Origin of the sequence: Allostreptomyces psammosilenae (assembly GCF_013407765.1) — a bacterium.
GTDB lineage: Bacteria > Actinomycetota > Actinomycetes > Streptomycetales > Streptomycetaceae > Allostreptomyces > Allostreptomyces psammosilenae.
Genome location: NZ_JACBZD010000001.1, coordinates 2226093 through 2246477, shown reverse-complemented (window position 1 = coordinate 2246477; position 20385 = coordinate 2226093). Strand labels below are relative to the sequence as shown.

The window sequence follows — 20385 nt, the reverse complement described above, 5'->3', positions numbered from 1 at the left end:
CGCCAGGAAAGGCCCCCAGATGTCCGACCCGACGGCCACCGCCCCCGAACCCGGGGAACGGATCCCCGACGCGCCGCTGTTCCGCGACCCGATGCACGACGGGGCCACCGACCCCACCGTGGTGTGGAACGCGGAGGCGGGGGAGTGGTGGATGTTCTACACCCAGCGCCGCGCCGACGCGCCCGGCCCGGGCTTCGGCTGGGTGCACGGCACCGACCTCGGCATCGCCAGCAGCCGGGACGGCGGCCGCTCCTGGCTCTACCGCGGCACGGCCCGCGGCCTGGAGCACCAGCCCGGACGCAACACCTTCTGGGCGCCCGAGGTGATCCGGCACGGCGACACCTACCACGCCTACGTCTCCTACATCACCGGAGTGCCGCACGCCTGGGTGGGCGACCGGCACATCCTGCACTACACCTCGGCCGACCTGTGGGACTGGACGCTGGCCTCCCGCCTGGAGCTGTCCAGCGACCGGGTCATCGACGCCGCCGTCTGGCCGCTGCCGGAGGGCGGCTGGCGCATGTGGTACAAGGACGAGGCGGACGGCAGCTCCATCCACGCCGCCGACTCCCCGGACCTGTACTCCTGGACCCCGACCGGGCCGGTGCTCACCGACCGCGCCCAGGAGGGGCCGAGCGTCTTCTCCCTCGGCGGCTGGTACTGGCTGGTGACCGACGTCTGGGCCGGGATGGCCGTGCACCGCTCCGACGACCTGCGCACCTGGCACCGGCAGGCCGAGCCGCTCCTGGACGCGCCCGGCAGGCGCCCCGGGGACGACGCCGTCGGCAACCACGGCATGTGCCTGGCCCAGGACGAGGAGGGCTACCTGGTCTACTTCACCTCGCCCGGCGGCGACCGACCCACCCGGGTGCAGGTGGCCGAGCTGACCGTGGTGGACGGCGTGCTGCGCTGCGACCGGGACGCGCCGTTCGCCATGGACTGGCGCCCGGAACGCACCGTCGCCCTGCGCGGCGGCGACCTGCCCGACTGACGATCCGCTCACCCCGCGCCGTCCGCCCCCGCCTCCCCCGCGGCGTCCCGCGCGGCCTCCTCCCCGCGGCGGCGGGCGGCCAGGCGCGCGCGCTGCGGCAGCACCGTGTACTTCGGGTCCCGGGCCGAGGCCACGCCGGCCGCGAAGACCCCGAACCGGGTGCAGGCGCCCCCGGCCAGCAGCGCCGCCCCGCCCAGCGCCGCCACCAGCCGGCCGCGCCGCCCGGGCAGCGCCCCGGCGCAGGCGCCGACCAGCGCGCCGGTCGCGGTCAGCACCCGGCCGGCGCGGGTCAGCCGGCCGCCCCGGCCGGTTCGGTAGGGCTCGGCCAGCAGCCCCAGGCGCCGCCGCATCCGGGCGTCCGCGAGCAGCTCCGCCCCGGCCCCGAACACCGCCGCCGCCCGGGCCGGACTGGCCTGGGCCACCGGGGCGGCCAGCATCCCCAGCCCGGCCGCCGTCGCCGTGGCCGACCCGGCGAACAGCAGCGGCAGCTCCCGGCGGCCCTCGTGCCAGGCCGGCACCGCGGTGTCCGCTAGCAGCACCGCCGTGTAGGTGGCCACCGCCGGCCCGACCAGCGCCGCCACACCGGTCGCCAGGCGCCCCAGCCGGGGCAGCCGCCCGGTCAGCTCGCAGACCGCGGCCACCCCGGCGGGCGGGCCGAAGGCGCACAGGATCCAACTGCCCATGCTCATCGGCGAGGTCGGCTTGACGACCCGCAGCATGTTGAGGAAGCGCCCCGGGCGTCCGAGGTCGTGGACGAGGCCGACCAGGGAGAGCGCGACCCCGCCCAGCGCGCCCAGCCGGCACGCCCGGGCCAGCGCCGGACGCCCGGTCAGCTGCGCCCCGCCGGCCAGCACGGCGCACCCCGCGGCCAGGCCGCCGGCGTAGAAGTAGCCGGCGATGTCGAGGGCGGCCCAGTTGGGCGGCCGGACGATCGGCCGCCCGTAGTAGGAGGCGGAGCGCGGCTCGGGTGGCGCTCCCGCCGCGGGCCGGTCCGGCCGCCCCGGCCGCCGCCGGCCCACCGTGCCCGGCGTGGCGTCGGTCCCGCTCACGGCTGCCGCCTCCCCGCCGCGAAGGCCAGGGCGATCCCGCCGAGCATGGTCAGCGCCGCCAGGCCCGCGTGCCGCCACATGGCCGGCAGGTCCCGGGTGGGCACCACCGGGTCCGGGGGCAGTCCGTACACCTCCGGCTCGTCCAGCAGCAGGAAGAACGCCCCGTCGCCGCCGACCCCGTCGTCCGGGTCGTGCCCGTACAGCCGGGCCTGGTGGGTGCCGGCCTCGTGCAGTCGGCGCACCCGCTCGGCCGCCCGTGCCCGCAGCTCCTCCAGCGGCCCGAACTGGATGGAGTCGGTCGGGCAGGCCTTGGCGCAGGCCGGCTCCAGCCCGTCGCCGAGCCGGTCGTAGCACAGGGTGCACTTGAAGGCCCGTCCGTCGCCCTCCCGCTGGTCGATGACGCCGTAGGGGCAGGCCGGCACGCAGTAGCCGCAGCCGTTGCAGACGTCCTGCTGCACCACCACCGTGCCGTACTCGGTCCGGAACAGCGCGCCGGTGGGGCAGACGTCCAGGCAGCCGGCGTGCGTGCAGTGCTTGCACACGTCGGAGGACATCAGCCAGCGCGGCTCGGCGCGGCCCTCCGGCCCGGCGGGCCCGTCCGTCCCGCCCGGGGCCGCCGGCGGCGCCGCCGGGTTCGGCCGCTCGACGAAGGCGACGTGCCGCCAGGTGTCCGCGCCCAGCCCCACCGAGTTGTCGAAGGACATCCCGGTCAGCGCCAGCCCGTCCTCCGGTACCGCGTTCCACTCCTTGCAGGCCACCTCGCACGCCTTGCAGCCGATGCACACCGAGGTGTCGGTGAAGAAGCCCACCCGGGGCGGGTGCTCCCGCCAGCCGGCGTCCGCGGCCACGTCCGCCAGCGGCCCGGCGAGCCGGTGCCCGGCCTCGCTCCCGGTGCCCGCCATCGTCACGCCCCCATTCCGGTGCGCTCACCGACTCCGGCTCGCCCCCGGTAGTCGGCGAGCAGCCGCGGGACGTCCGCCCCACGCGGCCGCCGCCCGGGGCGGATGTCCACGGTCAACGCCTTCACCTCCTGGATGTGCACGTTGGGGTCGAGGGCGACGGAGGTCAGCTCGTTGACGGCGTCGCCCCGGGTGTACCCGTTCGGCCCCCAGTGGTAGGGGGCGCCGATCTGGTGCAGCGTCCGTCCGGCCACCCGCAGCGGGACCATCCGCTCGGTGACCAGCACCCGCGCCTCGATCACCCCCCGCGCCGAGAGCACCGTGGCCCAGCCCAGGTGCTCCAGGCTGCGCTCGGCGGCCAGCTCGGGGGAGACCTCGACGAACATCTCCGGCTGGAGCTCGGCCAGGTACGGCGTCCAGCGGCTCATCCCGCCGGCCGTGAAGTGCTCGGTGAGCCGGTAGGTGGTCAGCACGTAGGGGAAGACGCCGGCGCCGGGCTCCTCCCCGCTGGGGTGGAACCGGTTGGCCGGACGGGAGAACACCTGCCGGACGGGGTTGCGCTGCCGCCCGTACAGCGGGTTGGCGAACGGGGACTCCTGCGGCTCGTAGTGCGTCGGCAGCGGCCCGTCCACCAGGCCCGCCGGCGCGTACAGCCAGCCCTTGCCGTCCGACTGCATGACGAAGGCGTCGGTGCCGCCGATCGCGTCCACCCCGCGCGCGCCGTCCGGTGGCCGGTGGTCCGGCGGCCGGCCCGCCGGGAAGTCCGGGACGTCGTGCCCGGTCCACTCCCGCCGTTCCGCGTCCCACCACACCAGCGCCTTGCGGTCGCTCCACGGCCTCCCCCGCGGGTCGGCGGAGGCGCGGTTGTAGAGGACGCGCCGGTTCGCCGGCCACGACCAGGCCCACTCGGCGGCGATCCAGTCCTGCTCCCGCCCGGGTCTGCGGCGCGCCGCCTGGTTCACGCCGTCGGCGTACACGCCGCAGTAGATCCAGCAGCCGCAGGAGGTGGAGCCGTCGTCGCGCAGCTGCTCGTAGGAGGCGAGCGGCCGGCCCTCGGCGTCGAACCCGTTGATCTCCGCCAGCACCGCCTCGGCGCTCGGCTCCTCCAGCGGCCCCTCGGTGGGGTAGTCCCAGGTCAGCTCCAGGAGCGGCCGGTCCCGCGGGTCGGTGGAGCCGGCCAGCCGCTCCCGCAGGATCCGACCGAGGTGGTACACGAACCACAGGTCGCTGCGGGCGTCGCCGGACGGCCGCTGCGCCTCGAAGTGCCACTGCAGCATCCGGTTGGTGTTGGTGAAGCTCCCGTTCTTCTCGATGTGCGCCGCCGCCGGGAAGAAGAACACCTCGGTGGCGATGTCCTCGGTGCGCAGCTCCCCGGTCTCGATCTCCGGCCCGTCCTTCCACCAGGTGGCGGACTCGATGAGGGAGAAGTCGCGGACGACCAGCCAGTCCAGCTTCGCCATCCCCAGCCGTTGCAGCCGCGCGTTCGCGGAGCCCACCGCGGGGTTCTCACCCATCAGGAAGTAGCCCCGGCAGACCCCGTCGAGCTGGGCGAGGACCGTCTCGTAGGTGCTGTGCGACCCGGTCAGCCGGGGCAGGTGGTCGAAGCGGTAGTCGTTGTCCGCGGTGGCGTGCTCCCCCCACCAGGCCTTCAGCAGGCTCACCAGGTAGGCCCGCATGTTCGCCCAGTAGCCGTTCTGCGCGGCGTCGCCGGTGACGAAGGCGTCCAGCGACTGCTCGGCGTGCGCGTACGGCATCGGGATGTAGCCCGGCAGCAGGTCGAACAGGGTCGGCACGTCGCTGGAGCCCTGGATGCTGGCGTGCCCGCGCAGCGCCTGGATGCCGCCGCCGGGACGCCCGATGTTGCCCAGCAGCAGCTGCAGCACGCAGGCGGCGCGGATGTACTGGGCGCCCACCGTGTGCTGCGTCCAGCCGACCGCGTAGGAGAAGTTGGTGGTGCGCTCCCGCCCCGAGTTGGCGGTGATCTCCGCGCAGACCCGGGCGAACAGCTCCCGCGGGACGCCGCACACCGACTCCACCATCTCGGGCGTGTAGCGCGCGTAGTGCCGCTTGAGCACCTGGAACACGCAGCGCGGGTCGCGCAGCGTCTCGTCCCGCTCCGGCGTGCCGCGCAGCGCCGGCCCGCCGGAGCCGAAGCTCTCCGCGTGCCCCGCCTCGTCCATGGCCCGGCCGTGCCGCCGGCGCTCCTCGAACAGCTGGTCGCGGGCGCCGGAGGCGGCGGCCACCTCCGCGCCCCGGTACTGCCAGGTGGTGACGTCGTAGGAGCGGCTGTCCGGATCGAAGCCGGAGAACAGCCCGTCGAGGTCCTCGGTGTCGCGGAACTCCTCGCGCAGCAGCGTCGCCGCGTTGGTGTAGGCCAGCACGTACTCGCGGAAGTACTTCTCCTCGGTCAGCACGTGGTTGATCAGGCCGCCCAGGAAGACGATGTCGGTGCCGGCCCGGATCGGCACGTACAGGTCGGCGAGCGCGCTGGTCCGGCTGAACCGGGGGTCGACGTGGATGACCGTGGCCCCGCGGGCCTTGGCCTCCATCACCCACTGGAAACCGACCGGGTGCGCCTCGGCGAAGTTCGACCCCTCGATCACGATGCAGTCCGCGTGCTGCAGGTCCTGCAGGAAGGTGGTGGCCCCGCCGCGCCCGAAGGAGGTGCCGAGCCCGGCCACCGTCGAGCTGTGGCACACCCGGGCCTGGTTCTCCACCTGCACCACGCCCAGCGCCGTGAACAGCTTCTTGATCAGGTAGTTCTCCTCGTTGTCCAGCGTCGCGCCGCCGAGGCTGGCGAGGCCCAGGGTGCGCCGCACCGGCACGCCGTCGTGCTCGTCCTGCCAGCCCTCGCGGCGGGCGCGCAGCACCCGGTCGGCCACCATCTCCATGGCCGTCGCCAGGTCCAGCTCCTCCCAGTCGGCGGCGTACGGCCGCCGGTGGAGCACGGTGTGCCGGCGGGACGGGCCGGTGGTGAGCTGGAGGCTGGCCGAGCCCTTCGGGCACAGCCGCCCCCGGCTGACCGGCGAGTCCGGATCGCCCTCGATCTGCACCACCCGGCCGTCCCTGACATACACGTTCTGCGCGCACCCCACCGCGCAGTACGGGCAGACCGACTTCACCACCCGGTCGGCGGTGGCGGTGCGCGGGCGCAGCGCGGCGGTCGCCGGGGACCGCGCCGCCGCGCCCCGCCCCAACCGGTCGTCGCCGGTCAGCTGGCGGTAGACCGGCCAGCCCTCGATCCAGCTCCGCAACGCCACGAGCACCCTCCTCGACGGTCCGCGACCGCTCGCCGTGGCGGAACGTCACGACGTAGCTACCGTCCGCTACCCCCGATGCGGCGGCCCATGCGTGCCCGGCGGCGCCCCGCACCATGTGTAACGCCGCCCCCGTGGGGCACCCGCCGACCCGTGAGGAGTACGCATTCGGCCGAGGGGAGCAGTACGGGATGTCCAGCAGCTTCAACGAGCCGAGCGGAACCGGCGGCGAGTCCTTCGACGACTTCCTCGCCCGGTTCTTCGGCGGCGCCTCCCGACGGCCGGTGCAGCGGGTCGACATCGGGAGGTTCATGAGCGAGCAGGCCCGCGCGCTGGTCTCAAGGGCCGCCTCGCACGCCGTGCGCTGCGGCAGCAAGGACCTGGACACCGACAACCTGCTGTGGGCGGCGCTGCAACTGGAGACCACGGCCCGGCTGGTCGCGGCCACCGGCGCCGACCCGCGGGCGATCGCCGGCAAGCTCGACCCCGGCCGCCCCGGCGGCGAGGAGGGGACCAGCACGTCGGTGGCGCTGACCCCGGCGGCCAAGCGGGCCCTGCTGGACTCGCACCGCATCGCGCAAGCGCTGGGCTCCAGCTACATCGGCCCCGAGCACATCCTCTTCGCCCTGGCCAGCAACCCGGACTCCACGGCCGGCCGGCTGCTCAGCGGCGCCCAGGTCACCCCCGAGGCGCTGCAGCAGGCCGCCACGGGACGTCCCGCGCCGACCGTCGAGCCCCGCGGCCCCTCCGCCACCCCCACCGTCAACCAGTTCGGCCGCGACCTCACCGAGCTCGCCCGGGAGGGCGCCATCGACCCGGTGGTCGGCCGCGACGAGGAGATCGACCAGACCGTGGAGGTGCTCTCCCGGCGCACCAAGAACAACCCGGTGCTGATCGGCGAGGCGGGCGTCGGCAAGACCGCCATCGTCGAGGGGATAGCCCAGCGCATCGCCAACGGCGAGGTCCCGGAGACCATCGCCGACAAGCGGGTGATGCAGCTGGACCTGTCCGGCGTCGTCGCCGGCACCCGCTACCGCGGCGACTTCGAGGAGCGGATGAAGAAGCTCATCGACGAGATGCGCGAGCACGCCGACGAGCTGATCGTCTTCATCGACGAGCTGCACACCATGGTCGGCGCCGGCAGCGGCGGCCAGGAGGGCGGCATGGACGCCGGCAACATGCTCAAGCCGGCGCTCTCCCGCGGCGAGGTGCACGTCATCGGCGCCACCACCCTCGACGAGTACCGCCGGGGCATCGAGAAGGACGCGGCGCTGGCCCGCCGCTTCCAGCCGATCCTGGTCGCCGAGCCGAGCGTGGACGACGCCGTCGAGATCCTGCACGGCCTGCGCGACCGCTACGAGGCCCACCACCAGGTGCGGATCACCGACGCGGCGCTGCTGGCGGCCGTGGAACTGTCCGACCGCTACATCACCGACCGCTTCCTGCCGGACAAGGCGATCGACCTGGTCGACCAGGCCGGCGCCCGGGTCCGGCTGCGCACCCTCACCCCCGGCGGCGACGTCCGCCGGCTGGAGCGCGACCTGGAGCGGCTGCGCCGGGACAAGGACCAGGCCGTCGCCGACGAGCAGTACGAGCGGGCCTCCCGGCTGCGCGACAGCATCCGCGAGGTGGAGGAACAGCTCGACCGCAGCCGGCACGGCACGGAGGGAACGGGCGCCGTGCCCAAGGTGCCCGAGGTGACCATGGAGGACGTCGCCGAGGTGGTGTCGCGCACCACCGGCATCCCGGTCAACCAGATCACCGAGGAGGAGAAGGAACGCCTGCTGCACCTGGAGGAGCGGCTGCGCAGCCGGGTGGTCGGCCAGGAGGACGCCGTGGCGGCCGTCGCCGAGGCGGTGCGCCGCAACCGCGCCGGACTGGGCGACCCCGATCGGCCGATCGGCAGCTTCCTGTTCCTCGGCCCCACCGGCGTCGGCAAGACCGAGCTGGCCCGCGCCCTCAGCGAGGCGCTGTTCGGCAGCGAGGAACGCATGATCCGGCTGGACATGAGCGAGTTCCAGGAGCGGCACACCGTCTCCCGGATGGTCGGCGCCCCGCCCGGCTACGTCGGCTACGAGGAGGCCGGGCAGCTCACCGAGGCGGTCCGCCGCCGGCCCTACAGCGTCGTGCTGCTGGACGAGATCGAGAAGGCCCACCCGGACGTCTTCAACATCCTGCTCCAGGTGCTCGACGACGGCCGGCTGACCGACAGCCAGGGACGCACGGTGGACTTCCGCCACACCGTGCTCATCATGACCAGCAACATCGGCTCCGAGCTGATCCTCGGTGGCGGCGGCGCGCTGGGCTTCGCCCCCGGCGGCGCGGAGACCCCGGCCCGCGGCCGGGCCGACGCGGGGCTGCGCGACCGGCTGATGCGGCGGCTGCGCGACTCCTTCCGCCCGGAGTTCCTCAACCGCATCGACGAGATCATCGTCTTCCACCAGCTGCGCGCCGGCGAGCTGCGGCAGGTGACGGACCTGCTGCTGGACGAGACCCGGCGCCGGGCCCGGGCCCAGGGCCTGGAGCTGGAGTTCACCCCGGCGGCGATCGACCTGCTGGCCGAACAGGGGCACCAGCCCGAGTTCGGCGCCCGCCCGCTGCGCCGCACCATCCAGCGGGAGGTGGACAACCGGCTGTCCCGGCTGCTGCTGGACGGGCGGCTGGGGCGCGGGCAGCACGTGGTGGTCGACGTCCGGGGCGGCGAGCTCACCGTGGAGCCGACGATCTCCGTCTGAACCGCCACGGCCGAGGGCCGGTGAGGACACCACGGACCGACGACGACGGAGCGAGGAGACCCATGGCCGAATTCGAGTCGGCGCGCACCCTGCCGGGCTCGCCGGAGATCGCCTTCCACCTGCTCCAGGAGGCACCGCGCACCGGCGGGTGGCTCCCGCTGCGGATGGCCTTCGACCCGCTCCCGGACGGCGGGCTGCGCCTGACCGGCCGGGTGCTGGACCGCGAGGTGGACCGGGAACTGCTGTACCGGGCCGAGCCCGGCCAGCGGCGCCTGGAGTGGACCGTGGCCGGCGCGGACTCCTGCACCGGCTGGTTCCAGGTGGCCGACAGCGCCTCCGGCACCAGCGAGGTGACGGCGCACCTGTCGGTGCTGGGGGAGTGGGAGGAGCGGCTGGACCCGCGCGACGCGGAACGGCTGCGCGGTCTGCTCGACGAGACGGTCGGCGCGCTGGAGGCCGAGGTGCGCGCCCGGGCCGACCTGGCGCAGGGCTAGGCCCGGCCGGCCGGGGCGCGCGGCAGCCCGCCCTACGCGGCGGGGCCGAGGTCCGGTATGCGCCAGTCGACGGGGTCGTGGCCCTGGCTCTTGAGCGCCTCGTTGATCTGGGAGAACGGCTGGGAGCCGAAGAACTTCTTGGCGGACAGCGGGGAGGGGTGGGCGCCCTCGATCACCGCGTGCCGCGTGGTGTCGATCAGCGGCGCCTTCTTGCGGGCGTAGTTGCCCCAGAGCACGAACACCGCCGGGTCGGGGCGCTCGGAGACGGCGCGGATCACCGCGTCGGTGAACTTCTCCCAGCCCTGGTTCTTGTGCGAGTTGGCCTCGTGGGCGCGCACCGTGAGCACCGCGTTGAGCAGCAGCACGCCCTGCTCGGCCCACGGCATCAGGTAGCCGTTGTCCGGCACCGGCAGCCCGAGGTCGTCGCGGAGCTCCTTGAAGATGTTGCGCAGGGAGGGCGGGACCTTCGTGCCCGGGCGCACCGAGAAGCACATGCCGTGCGCCTGGCCGTTGTCGTGGTACGGGTCCTGACCCAGGATCAGCACCTTCACCCGGTCGAACGGGGTCGCCTCCAGGGCGGCGAACACCTCGTCCTCCGGCGGGAAGACCTCCCCCCTGGCCCGCTCCTCGGCCACGAACCGGCTCAGCTCGGCGAAGTACGGCTTGTCGGTCTCGCCGGCGAGCACCGGCTGCCAGGACGCGGGCAACGCCATCGTCACGGCGGTTCCTCCCCATCGGGTGCGACGTGCGGTCCGCGCGCCGCCCGGCACGGATGCCGGTTCGGCGCGACGGAGTCGAACGTACCGCGTTCCGCCGACAACGGATCACCGGCCGTGTGATTGACCTAGTACATACACAAGTCTGTATGCATGCAAACGCTGCTAGGGTGGGCACATGGTTGCCAAGACACCCGTCCCCACCGTCCTCACCGGCCGTCACGTCCGCCTGGAACCGGTCACCGAGGCGCACATCCCGGAGCTGTTCGCCGCGGGCGGCCAGGATCCGGAGGTCTGGCGCTGGCTCTCCGTCCCCACCCCGATGACCGAGGAGGAGCTGCTGGCCGCCCACCGGTCCTACGCCCGGCAGTACGAGGCCGGCACCGCCGTCGGCTTCGCCGTCGTCGACCTCGCCGGCGGGCGCGCCGTCGGCTGGACGCACTACCTGGACATCGACCCGGTGGCCGAGCGCCTGGAGATCGGCGCCACCTGGTACGGCCGCGCCCACTGGCGCACCGCCACCAACACCGAGGCCAAGCTGCTGCTGCTCACCCACGCCTTCGACGACCTGGGCATGGGGCGCGTGGAACTGCGCACCGACCACCGCAACACCCGCTCCCAGGCCGCGATCTCCCGCCTCGGCGCGGTGCGCGAGGGCACGCTGCGCCGCCACCGCCGCCGCCCGGACGGCACCTGGCGGGACACCGTCGTGTTCTCCCTGCTGGCCAGCGAGTGGCCGGCCACCCGGGACCGCCTCACCGCCCGCCTGGCCCGCGGCTGAGATCGGGCTCCTCCAGGAGCACCACCCACCTCCCACGCCGTCCCCTGGGGCCGACGACGTCACGGGGTGCTGGGACCCGCCGCGGCCGACCGTCAGCCGAAGCGCAGGAAGGAGGCCCCGCGAGCGATCTGGCGGAACCCGATCCGCCGGTAGAAGTGCCGCGGCCAGTCCGCCGCGTCGGCCCGCAGGTACACCAGGTCCGCCGGGGGCGCACCGTCCCCGGCCAGCGCGGTGGCCAGGGCGTGGCCGATCACCGCCCGGGCGTGGCCGCGCCGCTCGTGGCCGTGGTGCGTGAGCACGTTCTCCACCTGCGCAACGCCCGCGTCGCGGTACAGGTCGCAGTGGGCCGCGGGCGAACCGTCCGGCAGCAGCACGGCGTGGTGGGTCACCGTGCACGCCGCGTGGACGAGTTCGGCCCGGTCGGCGAGCTGGCGCGCCGCCTCCACCGCCTCCCGGCCGGTCGCCTCCAGCAGGTCCGCGCGCCAGCGGGCCACCACGGCGTCGCGCAGCACCCGGTACGGCACGGCCCGGGCCGCACCCGCGTCCGGCAGCGGCGCCCCGGGGTCGCGCAGCATCACCAGTTCGTCCTGCCGCAGGTAGCCGGCGGCCGCGAACACCGGCTCCCAGGCGTCGGCCAGGGCGCCGTCCACCACGCTGACCTGGCGGTGCCGGTGACCGGCCGCGCCGAGCAGCGCGTCCGCCGCGTCGATCACCTCGCCGGCGCCGGGGGCCCCGGCGGTGGCCGTGACGACCAGTCGGTTGTGGAAGTGGGAGAGCGGATAGCGCGAGCTGAGCACGGCGAAACCGCCCGGGCACGGCAGCCACGTCGACGCCGACCGCAGCGCGAGGCGGTGTTCGAACTCCAGGATGCGGGCGAGGGGGGCGTCGGCGGTGAGATCCACCGGGACATCCTGGCGCTCCGCCCGCTCCCCGGACAAGGCACGGAACTCCTTGCTTGGAGTGCGCTCCAAGTCGGTAGCGTGGACGCCGGACCGCCGCGCGGAGTCGTCGAGGGAGCAACCATGTCCGTCACCCACACCAGCTCCGTCCCCGTCCGGCGCCGCGCCGAGGGCGCGCCGCACCGGACGGTCCGCGGCGGCGCCGCCTCCCGGCGGACCGCCCCGAGCCAGGCGCCCGCCGCCACGCCCACCCCCGCCGCGCAGACCGCCACCGCCGCCGCGCCGGCGCCCGCGGCGGCCCCCTGCGCCCCCCTCGCCGACCCGGTGGTCATCGAGGGCGCCGACACCACCCCGCGGCACACCATCGGCGAGGTGGTGGCCCGCACCGGACTGACCGCGCACACCCTGCGCTGGTACGAGCGCATCGGGCTGCTGCCCCCGGTGGGCCGGTCCGACGCCGGCCGCCGCCGCTACAGCGACCGCGACCTGCGCTGGCTGGAGTTCGTCGGCCGGCTCCGGCTGACCGGCATGCCGGTCGCCGACATGGTGCGGTACGCCGATCTGATGCGGGCCGGGGACCACACCAGCCCCGAGCGGCGCCGCATGCTGGAGGAGCACCGCGACCGGGTGCGGGCCCACGTGGCGCAGCTCCAGCAGACCCTGCTCACCATCGACCGCAAGATCGAGGGCTACCGGGCCGCCGAGACGCCCTGACCACCGCCGACGGACGGCCGGCCCGCCGGGCCGGGCGCCTCAGCGCAGCGCCGGAGCGCCGTCCACGGCCACCGGTCCCGGCCCGACCCGGGGCGCGCCCTCCGCGATCCACCGCCGGCCCAGCGCCAGCCCGGCGTTCATCAGCTGCCGCGCGTGGCGGAAGGAGAACGACGACAGCCCCGCCAGGTTGGGCGCCGGCAGCACGTACAGTTCGCAGCGCTGGGCGCCCAGCTCCAGCTCCAGCCGCACCGTGGTGTCGATGGCCGCGCCGAGCGCGGCGGCGCGCACCGAGGCCGGCGTGTGCGGCGGTTCGGAGGGGCTGGGGCTCGGCCGGCCGTGCGGCTCCGTCAGACCACGCGCCTCCGGCGTCAGACTGAACGGCTGGGTGCCCGAGGACGGCAGCACGAACACCCGGTCGGCCCCCTGGTCCACCGCGCGGGTGACCGGCGTGTGCGCGGCCAGACCGCCGTCGATCAGCCAGCGCCCGTCGATCTCCACCGGCGGGAAGATCCCCGGCAGCGCCGAGGAGGCCAGCAGGGCGGGGATCAGCGGTCCGCGGTCCAGGTACACCGGATCGCCGGTGAGCACGTCCACCGCGGTGACGGTCAGCGGCAGCCGCCCGTCCTCCAGGTTGTGGAACGACACCCGCGAGGACAGCCAGCGCCCCAGCGGCGCGTTGTCCATCACGTGGTTGCGCAGCCGCAGCACGCCGCCGAGCATCCGCAGCGGATCCACCGGGAACGCCTGGGTGCGGCGGATCTCCAGCCACATCCGGCGCAGCCGCTCCACCCCCTCCCGGGTCGGGTCGCCCGCCAGCCAGGCGGCGTTGAGCGAACCCACGGACGTGCCCAGCACCATGTCCGGGAAGATCCCGGCCTCCATCAGGGCACGGGCCTGGCCCGCCTGAACCGCTCCGTAGCTGCCACCACCCGGCAGTACCCAGGCAGTCGTCATCTGTGCAGTCCCTCCGCCCTGGCAACGGTCCGTCACGGACCGGTCGACACGCGTCGGCGCGGGCCGTGTCACCGCATCGCCCCCTGGACGAAGCCGCCCCGACGCCATCGATCCTACGGCCGGACGCGCCGGCCCCGGCCGGCGCACCTCGCCCGGGGGGTTCCGAACCCCCCGGCACCGGGGGAGGATCCTCACGCTGAGCGAAGTCCCGGACGAGGAGGTCCCGTGGTACGGCCCATCGCTGACGCGTCCAACGCCGACGACTCCACCCCACCGGAGCGCGGCCCCGCCGCGGACGGCGGCCCCGGCGGTACCCCGCGGCTCCGCCTGGTCGGCCCCGGCATCGTCGTCGCGGCCACCGGGGTCGGCGCCGGCGACCTGGTCGCCACCCTCATCGCCGGCAGCCGGTTCGGCACCACCCTGCTGTGGGCGGCCGTCCTGGGCTGCCTGGTGAAGATCTCGCTGGCCGAGGCCGCCGGCCGCTGGCACCTCGCCACCGGGCGCACCCTGTTCGCCGGCTGGGCCTCCCTCGGCCGCTGGACCACCTGGTACTTCGTCGGGTACGTGGTGGTCTGGGGCTTCGTCTACGGGGCCACCGCGATGACCTCCTCCGCCCTCCCGCTGGCGGCGCTCTTCCCGGCGGTCGACCTGAAGCTGTGGGCCGTCGCCGCCGGCGTGGTGGGCCTGGCGTTCGTCTGGTTCAACCGCTACGCCGTGTTCGAACGGGCCATGACGGTGCTGGTCGGCGTGATGTTCGTGGTGGTGGTGCTGCTCGCCGCGCTGACCGTGCCGAACGTCCCGCGCACGCTCGCCGGGTTGGTGCCGGTGCTCCCGGACGGCTCCCTGGTGTACACCCTGGGCCTGGTCGGCGGCGTGGGCGGCACCATCACGGTGGCGGCCTACGGCTACTGGGTGAACGCGAAGGGCTGGCACGGGCCGGCCTGGATCCCGGTGATGCGCTGGGACAACCGCATCGCGTACCTGACCACCGGCGTCTTCGTCATCGCGATGCTCATCGTCGGCGCGGAACTGCTGCACGCCGCCGGGGTCGCGCTGTCCACCGGGGACGCCGGCCTGCTGGACCTCGCCGACGTCCTGCGCGACCGCTACGGGACCTGGATGTCCACCCTGTTCATGATCGGCTTCTTCGCCACCTCCTTCTCCTCGCTGATCGGCGTGTGGCACGGGGTCAGCACGATGGTCGCCGACTTCGTGGAGCACCAGCGCGCCGAGCGCGCCGCCCGGGCGCTGGGCCCGCAGGCGCCCGCGGCCGCCCCGGCCGCCCCGGCCGCCGAGGGCGGCCGGGAGCGCTCGGCCGCCTTCCGCGGCTACATGCTGTGGCTCACCTTCCCGCCGATGCTCCTGCTGTTCGTCGACCGGCCCTTCGCCCTGGTCCTCGCCTACGGGGTGATCGGCGCGCTGTTCATGCCGTTCCTCGCCGGCACCCTGCTGTGGCTGCTGAACTCCTCCCGCACCCCCCGGCAGTGGCGCAACGGATGGCTGAGCAACACCATGCTGACCGCGGCCGGCGCACTGTTCCTGGTGCTGTGCGCCCGCGAGGTGATCGGCCTGTTCACCGGGTGAGCGGGCGGCAAACGCGTGGATCGGCGAGGCGGCCGCCGGTTAGCATCCCCGACATGAGCACCCCCGCGACCAGCCCCACCGCGACCCGGATCCGCGTCGTGGACGCCTTCACCGACCGCCCCTTCGCGGGCAATCCGGCCGCCGTGGTGATCCTGGACGGCCCCGTCGCCGAGGACTGGATGCGCGGCGTCGCCGCGGAGATGAACCTCTCCGAGACCGCCTTCGCCCACCCGGTCGACCAGGACGACGCCGACTGGTCGCTGCGCTGGTTCACGCCCGCCGTGGAGGTGAACCTGTGCGGGCACGCCACGGTGGCCACCGCCCACGCGCTGGCCGAGGACGGCCACGCCGGACCGTTCCGGTTCACCACCCGCGGCGGCCTGCTGGGCGCCGAGGTCGCCGCCGACGGCGCCGTCACCCTGGACTTCCCGGCGCGGCCGACGACCGACACGCCCGTCCCGCCGGGCCTCGCCGCGGCGCTGGGCGCCCAGCCGCTGCGCACCGCCCGGGGCGGCGACGACGACCTGCTGGTGGAGGTGGCCGACGAGGCCACGGTGCGCGCGCTGCGCCCGGACATCACGGCCCTGGCCGCGCTGGGCGGCCGCGGCGTGATCGTCACCGCCGCGGCCGACGAGGGCGGCCCGTACCACTTCGTCTCCCGGTTCTTCGCCCCCAACGTGGGCGTCGCCGAGGACCCGGTGACCGGCAGCGCGCACACCGCGCTGGCCCCGTACTGGGCGCAGCGGCTCGGCACGCGGCGGCTGACCGCCTACCAGGCCTCCGCCCGGGGCGGCCGGCTGGAGCTGGAGCTGCGGGGCGACCGGGTGGCCATCACCGGGCGGGCCGTCACCGTCCTGGACGCCGTGCTGCGCGGCGCCGCCGCGGCGCCGTCCGCCTGATCCGCGCCGCCGCCGGCCCGCTCCGGGCGACCGGGGCACGCCGGCGGCCGGCGCGCGCCGCTCAGCCGGTCGCGACCAGCACGGCGACCAGGGCGACCAGCGCGCCCATCACGACGATCGCCGACCACAGCCGCTCGCCGGACGACGGGTCGGCCGCCCGGGCCGGTCCCGTCCCGGCCCTGCCCGTTCCGGCCGGGACGCTCCGGCGCTCGCGCACGCTCGTGGACATCAGACGGTCACCTCCGCCGCCGCCCGTACCCGGGCGCCGAGCGGCGGACGCCCCCCGAGACCTGTTCGTGACGCACCGGTGATGGCGCCGATGCGTACCGCGTGGCGGAGGTCACGCACCACCCGCCCGCCCCCCCAGCACCCCGCCCGACCCGCGGGACGTCCCCCGGGCGCCCGCCGCCCGCCGCCCGCGCCCGTCAGACCGAGGAAGAACCATGGACGCCATCCGGATCCGCACCGCCACCTTCGCCGACGTCCCCGCCGTGCTCGCCCTGTGGGCCCGTGGGGCCAAGGGCGCCAGCATCACCGACGACCCCGACGGCGTCGCGCGGCTGATCGGGCGCGACCCGGAGGCGCTGCTGCTCGCCGTGGAGCGGGGCGACGGGGAGCCCGAGCGGGTCGTCGGCTCGGTCATCGCCGGGTGGGACGGCTGGCGCTGCCACCTGTACCGGCTGGCCGTGGACCCGGACCGCCGGCGTCGCGGCATCGGCTCCGCCCTGCTGCGGGCCGCGGAGGATCGTTTCGTCGCGCTGGGCGGACGTCGCGGCGACGCCATGGTGCTGGACGCCAACGAGACCGCCCACCGGATCTGGGCCACCGCCGGCTACGCCCCCAACGAGGAGTGGACCCGCTGGACCAAGCCGCTGCCTGCCGCCGGGACCGCCGCACCCGCCACCGAGGGGTAGGGTCGCAAGGTCCGGGGACGGCCCGGCCCGGTCGGACGGACCGGCGCCGTGGGCGCCCCGCGAACCGTGCCGCCACGCCCGCTTCGGTGGTCCGGTCAAGCCGCCGGACCACCGCGCCCAACCCTTCGAAAGGACCGACCCGCCATGCCCGCAGCCGCCCCCGACAGCCCGCGCGCCGGCCGTCCCGGCCCGCGCACCCTCGACGTGCTGCGCACCCGCCGGCTGACCCCGCGCATGGTCCGGGTCACCCTGGGCGGCCCGGCGCTGTCCGGCTTCACCGTCGCCGGACCCGCGTCCCGGGTCAAGATCTTCCTGCCGACGGCGGAGTCCGGCGGCGTGCCGGTGCTGCCCGGCAACCCGGACGGTCTGCGGCCGGTGCGCCGCACCTACACCGTGCGCGCGCTGCGCACCGCGCCCGACGAACTGGACCTGGACTTCGTGGTGCACGCGGACGGCCCCGCCGGCGCCTGGGCCGCGCAGGCCGCGCCCGGCCAGCGGATCGCCGTGTCGGAGGCGCGCGGCGAGCACGTGCCGCACACCGAGGGACACGACTGGCTGCTGTTCGCCGGGGACGAGACCGCCCTGCCGGCCATCGCCGCCATGCTGGAGGCGCTGCCCGAGGGCGTGCGGGCGCGGGCCTTCGTGGAGGTCGCCGACGCCGCCGAGGAGCAGCCGCTGGAGACCGCCGCCGACCTGGAGACCGTCTGGCTGCACCGGGAACCGGCCGGGCACGCGCCCGGCCGCGCCCTGGTGGAGGGCGTCCGCGCCGCCACCTGGTGGAAGGGCGACGGTCACGCCTGGGTGGCCGGGGAGTCCTCGGCCGTGCGCGACCTGCGCGCGCACCTCCAGGCCGAGCGCGGGCTGCCGCGGCAGTCGCTGTACGCCTCGGGCTACTGGAAGCTGGGCTCCGCGGAGGGGTAGTCGCCACCGGTTCGCCGCACCGGTCTGGCACGCCGGTGGCCGGGCCACATGCCGGCCCGGCCGCCGGTGGGGCGCCGGCCCATGGTGAGGCATGTCATGAACATTTAATCTCGGCGGACCTGGATGTGACACCCATCACACCGCGCCGGGCGACGGTGCCCGGCGCGGACGGGAGGTTCCCATGCCCGCTCCCTCGCCCCTGCCCACCCCGCTTCCCCGGTTCCGTCGCCCGTCGCCGGGCGCGCCGCCCGCTCCGCGCCGACGGCCGCGGGCCCTCGGCGCGCTGGCGACCCTGCTGCTCACGCTCGGGGCGCTGCTCGCCCCCGCGCCCACCGCGCACGCCGCCTCCATACAGGAGGTCACCGGCTTCGGCTCCAACCCCGGCGCACTGCGGATGTTCCGCTACGTCCCGGACGGGCTGCCGCCGGGCCGCCCGCTGGTCGTCGCCATGCACGGCTGCACCCAGAACGCCTCCGGCTACGGCACCGGCTCCGGCTGGACGCGGCTCGCCGACCGCTGGGGCTTCGCCGTGCTGCTGCCCCAGCAGACCGCCGCCAACAACCTGACCTCCTGCTTCAACTGGTTCCTGACCGGCGACAACAGCCGCGGGTCGGGGGAGGCGCTCTCCATCCGGCAGATGGTTGAGCGGATGGTCGTCGACCTGGGCACCGACCGCTCGCGGATCCACGTCACCGGGCTGTCCGCCGGCGGCGCCATGACCGCGGTGATGATGGCCACCTACCCGGAGGTCTTCGCCGCCGGCGGCGTCGTGGCCGGGCTGCCCTACCGGTGCGCGCAGACCGCGGGCACCCCCTACCTGTGCATGTACGGGAGCGTGCCGCGCACCGCCGACCACTGGGGCGACCTGGTGCGCGCCGCCAGCCCGCACACCGGCCCCTGGCCGCGGCTGACGGTGCTCCACGGCACCGCCGACTACACCGTCGTCCCCGCCAACATGACCGAACTGGTCGCCCAGTGGACCAACGTGCACGGCACGGACGCCACGGCCGACGTCAGCGACACCGTCGCCGGATACCCCCACCGCGTCTACCACGACACCGCGGGCCGGCCGGCCGTGGAGACGTACTCCCTCACCGGCATGGGACACGGCCAGCCGGTCGACCCGGGAACCGGCACCACCCAGTGCGGCACCACCGGGGCGTACATCCTGGACGTCAACCTCTGCGCGGCGTACCACCTCGGCCACACCTGGGGGCTGGGCTGACGGCCCGCCGGGCCCGACGGATCCGGTGACGGGAGCGGGAGCACGGCCGGCACGCGCGGACCACGCCGGCCGTGCTCCCCGTCGTCGCCCACCCAGCACACCGACCCGACCCCCGCCGCTCGTCGGCGGAAGGCTCCTCGTCTTTCGTCTTCGACGAGTGCGAGGTGCCCGAGGTGATCGAGCAGTTGATTGCGGACACGTCAGCTTCTACGGCCGAGACCTTTCCGGATCACGGTGTCGCTGGCACGCAGGGCCGCCGTCAGTTCTCCCCGCAACTCGTCCGGGAGGATCCCTCCGCCGAGGGCACAGGTCCGCACGAGCGCACGGCAGTCCTGTGCTTGCTGTTCCGTGGCGATCGCGGTGAACAGGGGGTGCGCCAGATTCTCGCGAGCCGCGTAGCCGTCTTCGGCGTCTGTCGTCCTGCGATGGAGATCCTTGACGATCCGGTGCGCGGCGGGCCGATCGGCGGAGCCGATCGCGTCGAGGAGGGTAAGGCCGAGCCGAATATCGAAGACGGTCATCCCGGGTTCGGCCTGCCGCTCAAGATAGGAAGCAGCCACGTCCGCCAGGTGGCCATCGACCGGTTCACCGGCGTCGCGGCGGCACAGGACGGTCAGGCATGCCGTGACGGCTTGCTCCCAAGAGTCGCCGTGCACCGTGTCCGCGATGAGAGTGGCCGCCTGTGCCACATCGCCTGTGACGAGGGTGGCCAGAACAGCGACTTGGCGGCCGTCGAGCATCCGTCTGCCTACGCCGCGGTGGGCTTCGACATGCGTCAGGGCCTCGGCCCAACGTCCCTGGGTGGTGAGGGCGCGCGTGCCGTCGGCGAGGAGGACCCGCCATAGCCACCTGCGGACCTCGTGGTGGTCCCCGTCGGTCGCGGTGAGATCCACCGGTACGGTGACGCCCTCGAACTGGGTGGCTGCGCCCGCCTCGACCGCCGCATACAGGTCGAGCAGTCGCTGACGTCCCTCGTCTGCGCGGCCAGCGCGGATCTGGAGGCGGGCGAGGTTGACGACCGGTTCCAGCCCTCGGATGGCGCTCATGCCAGGCAGGGGGCAGGCGTGAAGGTAGGCGGCGGCGTGCCGGTGGCACATCTCGCGGGCGAGGTCGGGGAGGTCGAGATCGGAGGCGATGAGCGCGGCCTGGTTGTAGACGGCCGATGCGAGCCCTTGGTCGCTCTTCTTCACCGCCGTGTCGGCAAGTTCAAGGAGACCGCGCACCCGCGTGGGCAAGGGCAGACAGGGAGGCCGGAATCGGGCGACGAGCGGGAAGCGTCGGGCTGTGAGTCCGTGCGGGTCCATGGGTCCCCCGGGCGTGAGTGAGAACACTGGGACGACGGTGCCCGCCAGC

At 74.9% G+C, this 20385-nt stretch carries 17 protein-coding genes and 1 pseudogene; 10 read left to right on the top strand and 8 right to left on the bottom strand.

Going from position 1 to position 20385, the window contains the following annotated elements; all coding sequences use genetic code 11:
* The first annotated feature begins 19 nt into the window (after positions 1–19).
* Positions 20–991, top strand: coding sequence for a glycoside hydrolase family protein (locus FHU37_RS09130; RefSeq protein WP_179813716.1), 972 nt, complete (start codon positions 20–22; stop codon positions 989–991).
* Between the two features lie 8 nt (positions 992–999).
* On the opposite strand, the gene nrfD is transcribed toward FHU37_RS09130, so the two are convergent.
* Genes nrfD through fdh form a run of 3 tightly spaced genes read right to left on the bottom strand, consistent with a single transcriptional unit; the run spans position 1000 to position 6199 of the window.
* Positions 1000–2040 (bottom strand): NrfD/PsrC family molybdoenzyme membrane anchor subunit, encoded by a 1041-nt coding sequence (gene nrfD / locus FHU37_RS09125; RefSeq protein WP_179813715.1) that lies wholly within the window; start codon positions 2038–2040, stop codon positions 1000–1002.
* Positions 2037–2942 (bottom strand): 4Fe-4S dicluster domain-containing protein, encoded by a 906-nt coding sequence (locus FHU37_RS09120; protein ID WP_179816131.1) that lies wholly within the window; start codon positions 2940–2942, stop codon positions 2037–2039. Before FHU37_RS09120 ends, nrfD begins: the two co-directional genes overlap by 4 nt.
* Positions 2943–2944: 2 nt before the next feature.
* Positions 2945–6199, bottom strand: a complete 3255-nt coding sequence (fdh, locus tag FHU37_RS09115) for a formate dehydrogenase (RefSeq protein ID WP_179813714.1) — start codon at positions 6197–6199, stop codon at positions 2945–2947.
* A 188-nt stretch (positions 6200–6387) separates the two neighbouring features.
* On the opposite strand from fdh, the gene FHU37_RS09110 reads away from it, so the two are divergent.
* Positions 6388–8931 (top strand): ATP-dependent Clp protease ATP-binding subunit, encoded by a 2544-nt coding sequence (locus FHU37_RS09110; protein WP_179813713.1) that lies wholly within the window; start codon positions 6388–6390, stop codon positions 8929–8931.
* Positions 8932–8993: 62 nt separating this feature from the next.
* The gene (locus tag FHU37_RS09105; protein WP_179813712.1) at positions 8994–9425 is read left to right on the top strand and encodes an SRPBCC family protein; all 432 of its coding nucleotides are present in this window, start codon (positions 8994–8996) and stop codon (positions 9423–9425) included.
* 32 nt (positions 9426–9457) lie between these two features.
* Here the strand turns inward: FHU37_RS09105 and FHU37_RS09100 are convergent, their stop codons facing one another.
* On the bottom strand, positions 9458–10138 hold the full coding sequence (locus FHU37_RS09100) for a uracil-DNA glycosylase (RefSeq protein ID WP_179816130.1): 681 nt from the start codon (positions 10136–10138) through the stop codon (positions 9458–9460).
* A 181-nt stretch (positions 10139–10319) separates the two neighbouring features.
* Here FHU37_RS09100 and FHU37_RS09095 point away from each other — a divergent pair, with 181 nt between their 5' ends.
* Positions 10320–10922, top strand: coding sequence for a GNAT family N-acetyltransferase (locus tag FHU37_RS09095; RefSeq protein ID WP_179813711.1), 603 nt, complete (start codon positions 10320–10322; stop codon positions 10920–10922).
* A gap of 92 nt (positions 10923–11014) precedes the next feature.
* On the opposite strand, the gene FHU37_RS09090 is transcribed toward FHU37_RS09095, so the two are convergent.
* On the bottom strand, positions 11015–11893 hold the full coding sequence (locus FHU37_RS09090) for a GNAT family N-acetyltransferase (RefSeq protein ID WP_179813710.1): 879 nt from the start codon (positions 11891–11893) through the stop codon (positions 11015–11017).
* A 252-nt stretch (positions 11894–12145) separates the two neighbouring features.
* On the opposite strand from FHU37_RS09090, the gene FHU37_RS09085 reads away from it, so the two are divergent.
* A complete protein-coding gene (locus FHU37_RS09085) occupies positions 12146–12535 on the top strand; it encodes a MerR family transcriptional regulator (protein WP_446680299.1) in 390 nt (129 codons plus the stop codon).
* Between the two features lie 39 nt (positions 12536–12574).
* Here the strand turns inward: FHU37_RS09085 and FHU37_RS09080 are convergent, their stop codons facing one another.
* Positions 12575–13489 (bottom strand): patatin-like phospholipase family protein, encoded by a 915-nt coding sequence (locus tag FHU37_RS09080; protein WP_179813708.1) that lies wholly within the window; start codon positions 13487–13489, stop codon positions 12575–12577.
* A gap of 237 nt (positions 13490–13726) precedes the next feature.
* Here FHU37_RS09080 and FHU37_RS09075 point away from each other — a divergent pair, with 237 nt between their 5' ends.
* Both FHU37_RS09075 and FHU37_RS09070 read left to right on the top strand, forming a co-directional pair.
* Entirely contained in the window at positions 13727–15073 is a 1347-nt protein-coding gene (locus tag FHU37_RS09075; protein WP_179816129.1) for an Nramp family divalent metal transporter, read from the top strand.
* A 53-nt stretch (positions 15074–15126) separates the two neighbouring features.
* Entirely contained in the window at positions 15127–15972 is an 846-nt protein-coding gene (locus FHU37_RS09070; protein WP_179813707.1) for a PhzF family protein, read from the top strand.
* Positions 15973–16033: 61 nt separating this feature from the next.
* On the opposite strand, the gene FHU37_RS09065 is transcribed toward FHU37_RS09070, so the two are convergent.
* Positions 16034–16201 (bottom strand): hypothetical protein, encoded by a 168-nt coding sequence (locus FHU37_RS09065; protein ID WP_179813706.1) that lies wholly within the window; start codon positions 16199–16201, stop codon positions 16034–16036.
* Positions 16202–16409: 208 nt separating this feature from the next.
* Here FHU37_RS09065 and FHU37_RS09060 point away from each other — a divergent pair.
* The 3 genes and pseudogenes from FHU37_RS09060 to FHU37_RS09050 form a co-directional block, all read left to right on the top strand.
* Positions 16410–16886, top strand: a pseudogene (locus FHU37_RS09060) (GNAT family N-acetyltransferase); the annotation flags it as partial.
* 144 nt (positions 16887–17030) lie between these two features.
* On the top strand, positions 17031–17807 hold the full coding sequence (locus tag FHU37_RS09055; RefSeq protein ID WP_179813704.1) for a siderophore-interacting protein: 777 nt from the start codon (positions 17031–17033) through the stop codon (positions 17805–17807).
* A 181-nt stretch (positions 17808–17988) separates the two neighbouring features.
* On the top strand, positions 17989–19032 hold the full coding sequence (locus FHU37_RS09050) for an extracellular catalytic domain type 1 short-chain-length polyhydroxyalkanoate depolymerase (RefSeq protein WP_179813703.1): 1044 nt from the start codon (positions 17989–17991) through the stop codon (positions 19030–19032).
* Positions 19033–19232: 200 nt separating this feature from the next.
* Here FHU37_RS09050 and FHU37_RS09045 read toward each other — a convergent pair whose 3' ends face one another.
* Positions 19233–20336: a hypothetical protein gene (locus FHU37_RS09045; protein ID WP_179813702.1), complete on the bottom strand. Its 1104-nt coding sequence runs from the start codon at positions 20334–20336 to the stop codon at positions 19233–19235.
* Positions 20337–20385 lie beyond the last annotated feature (49 nt).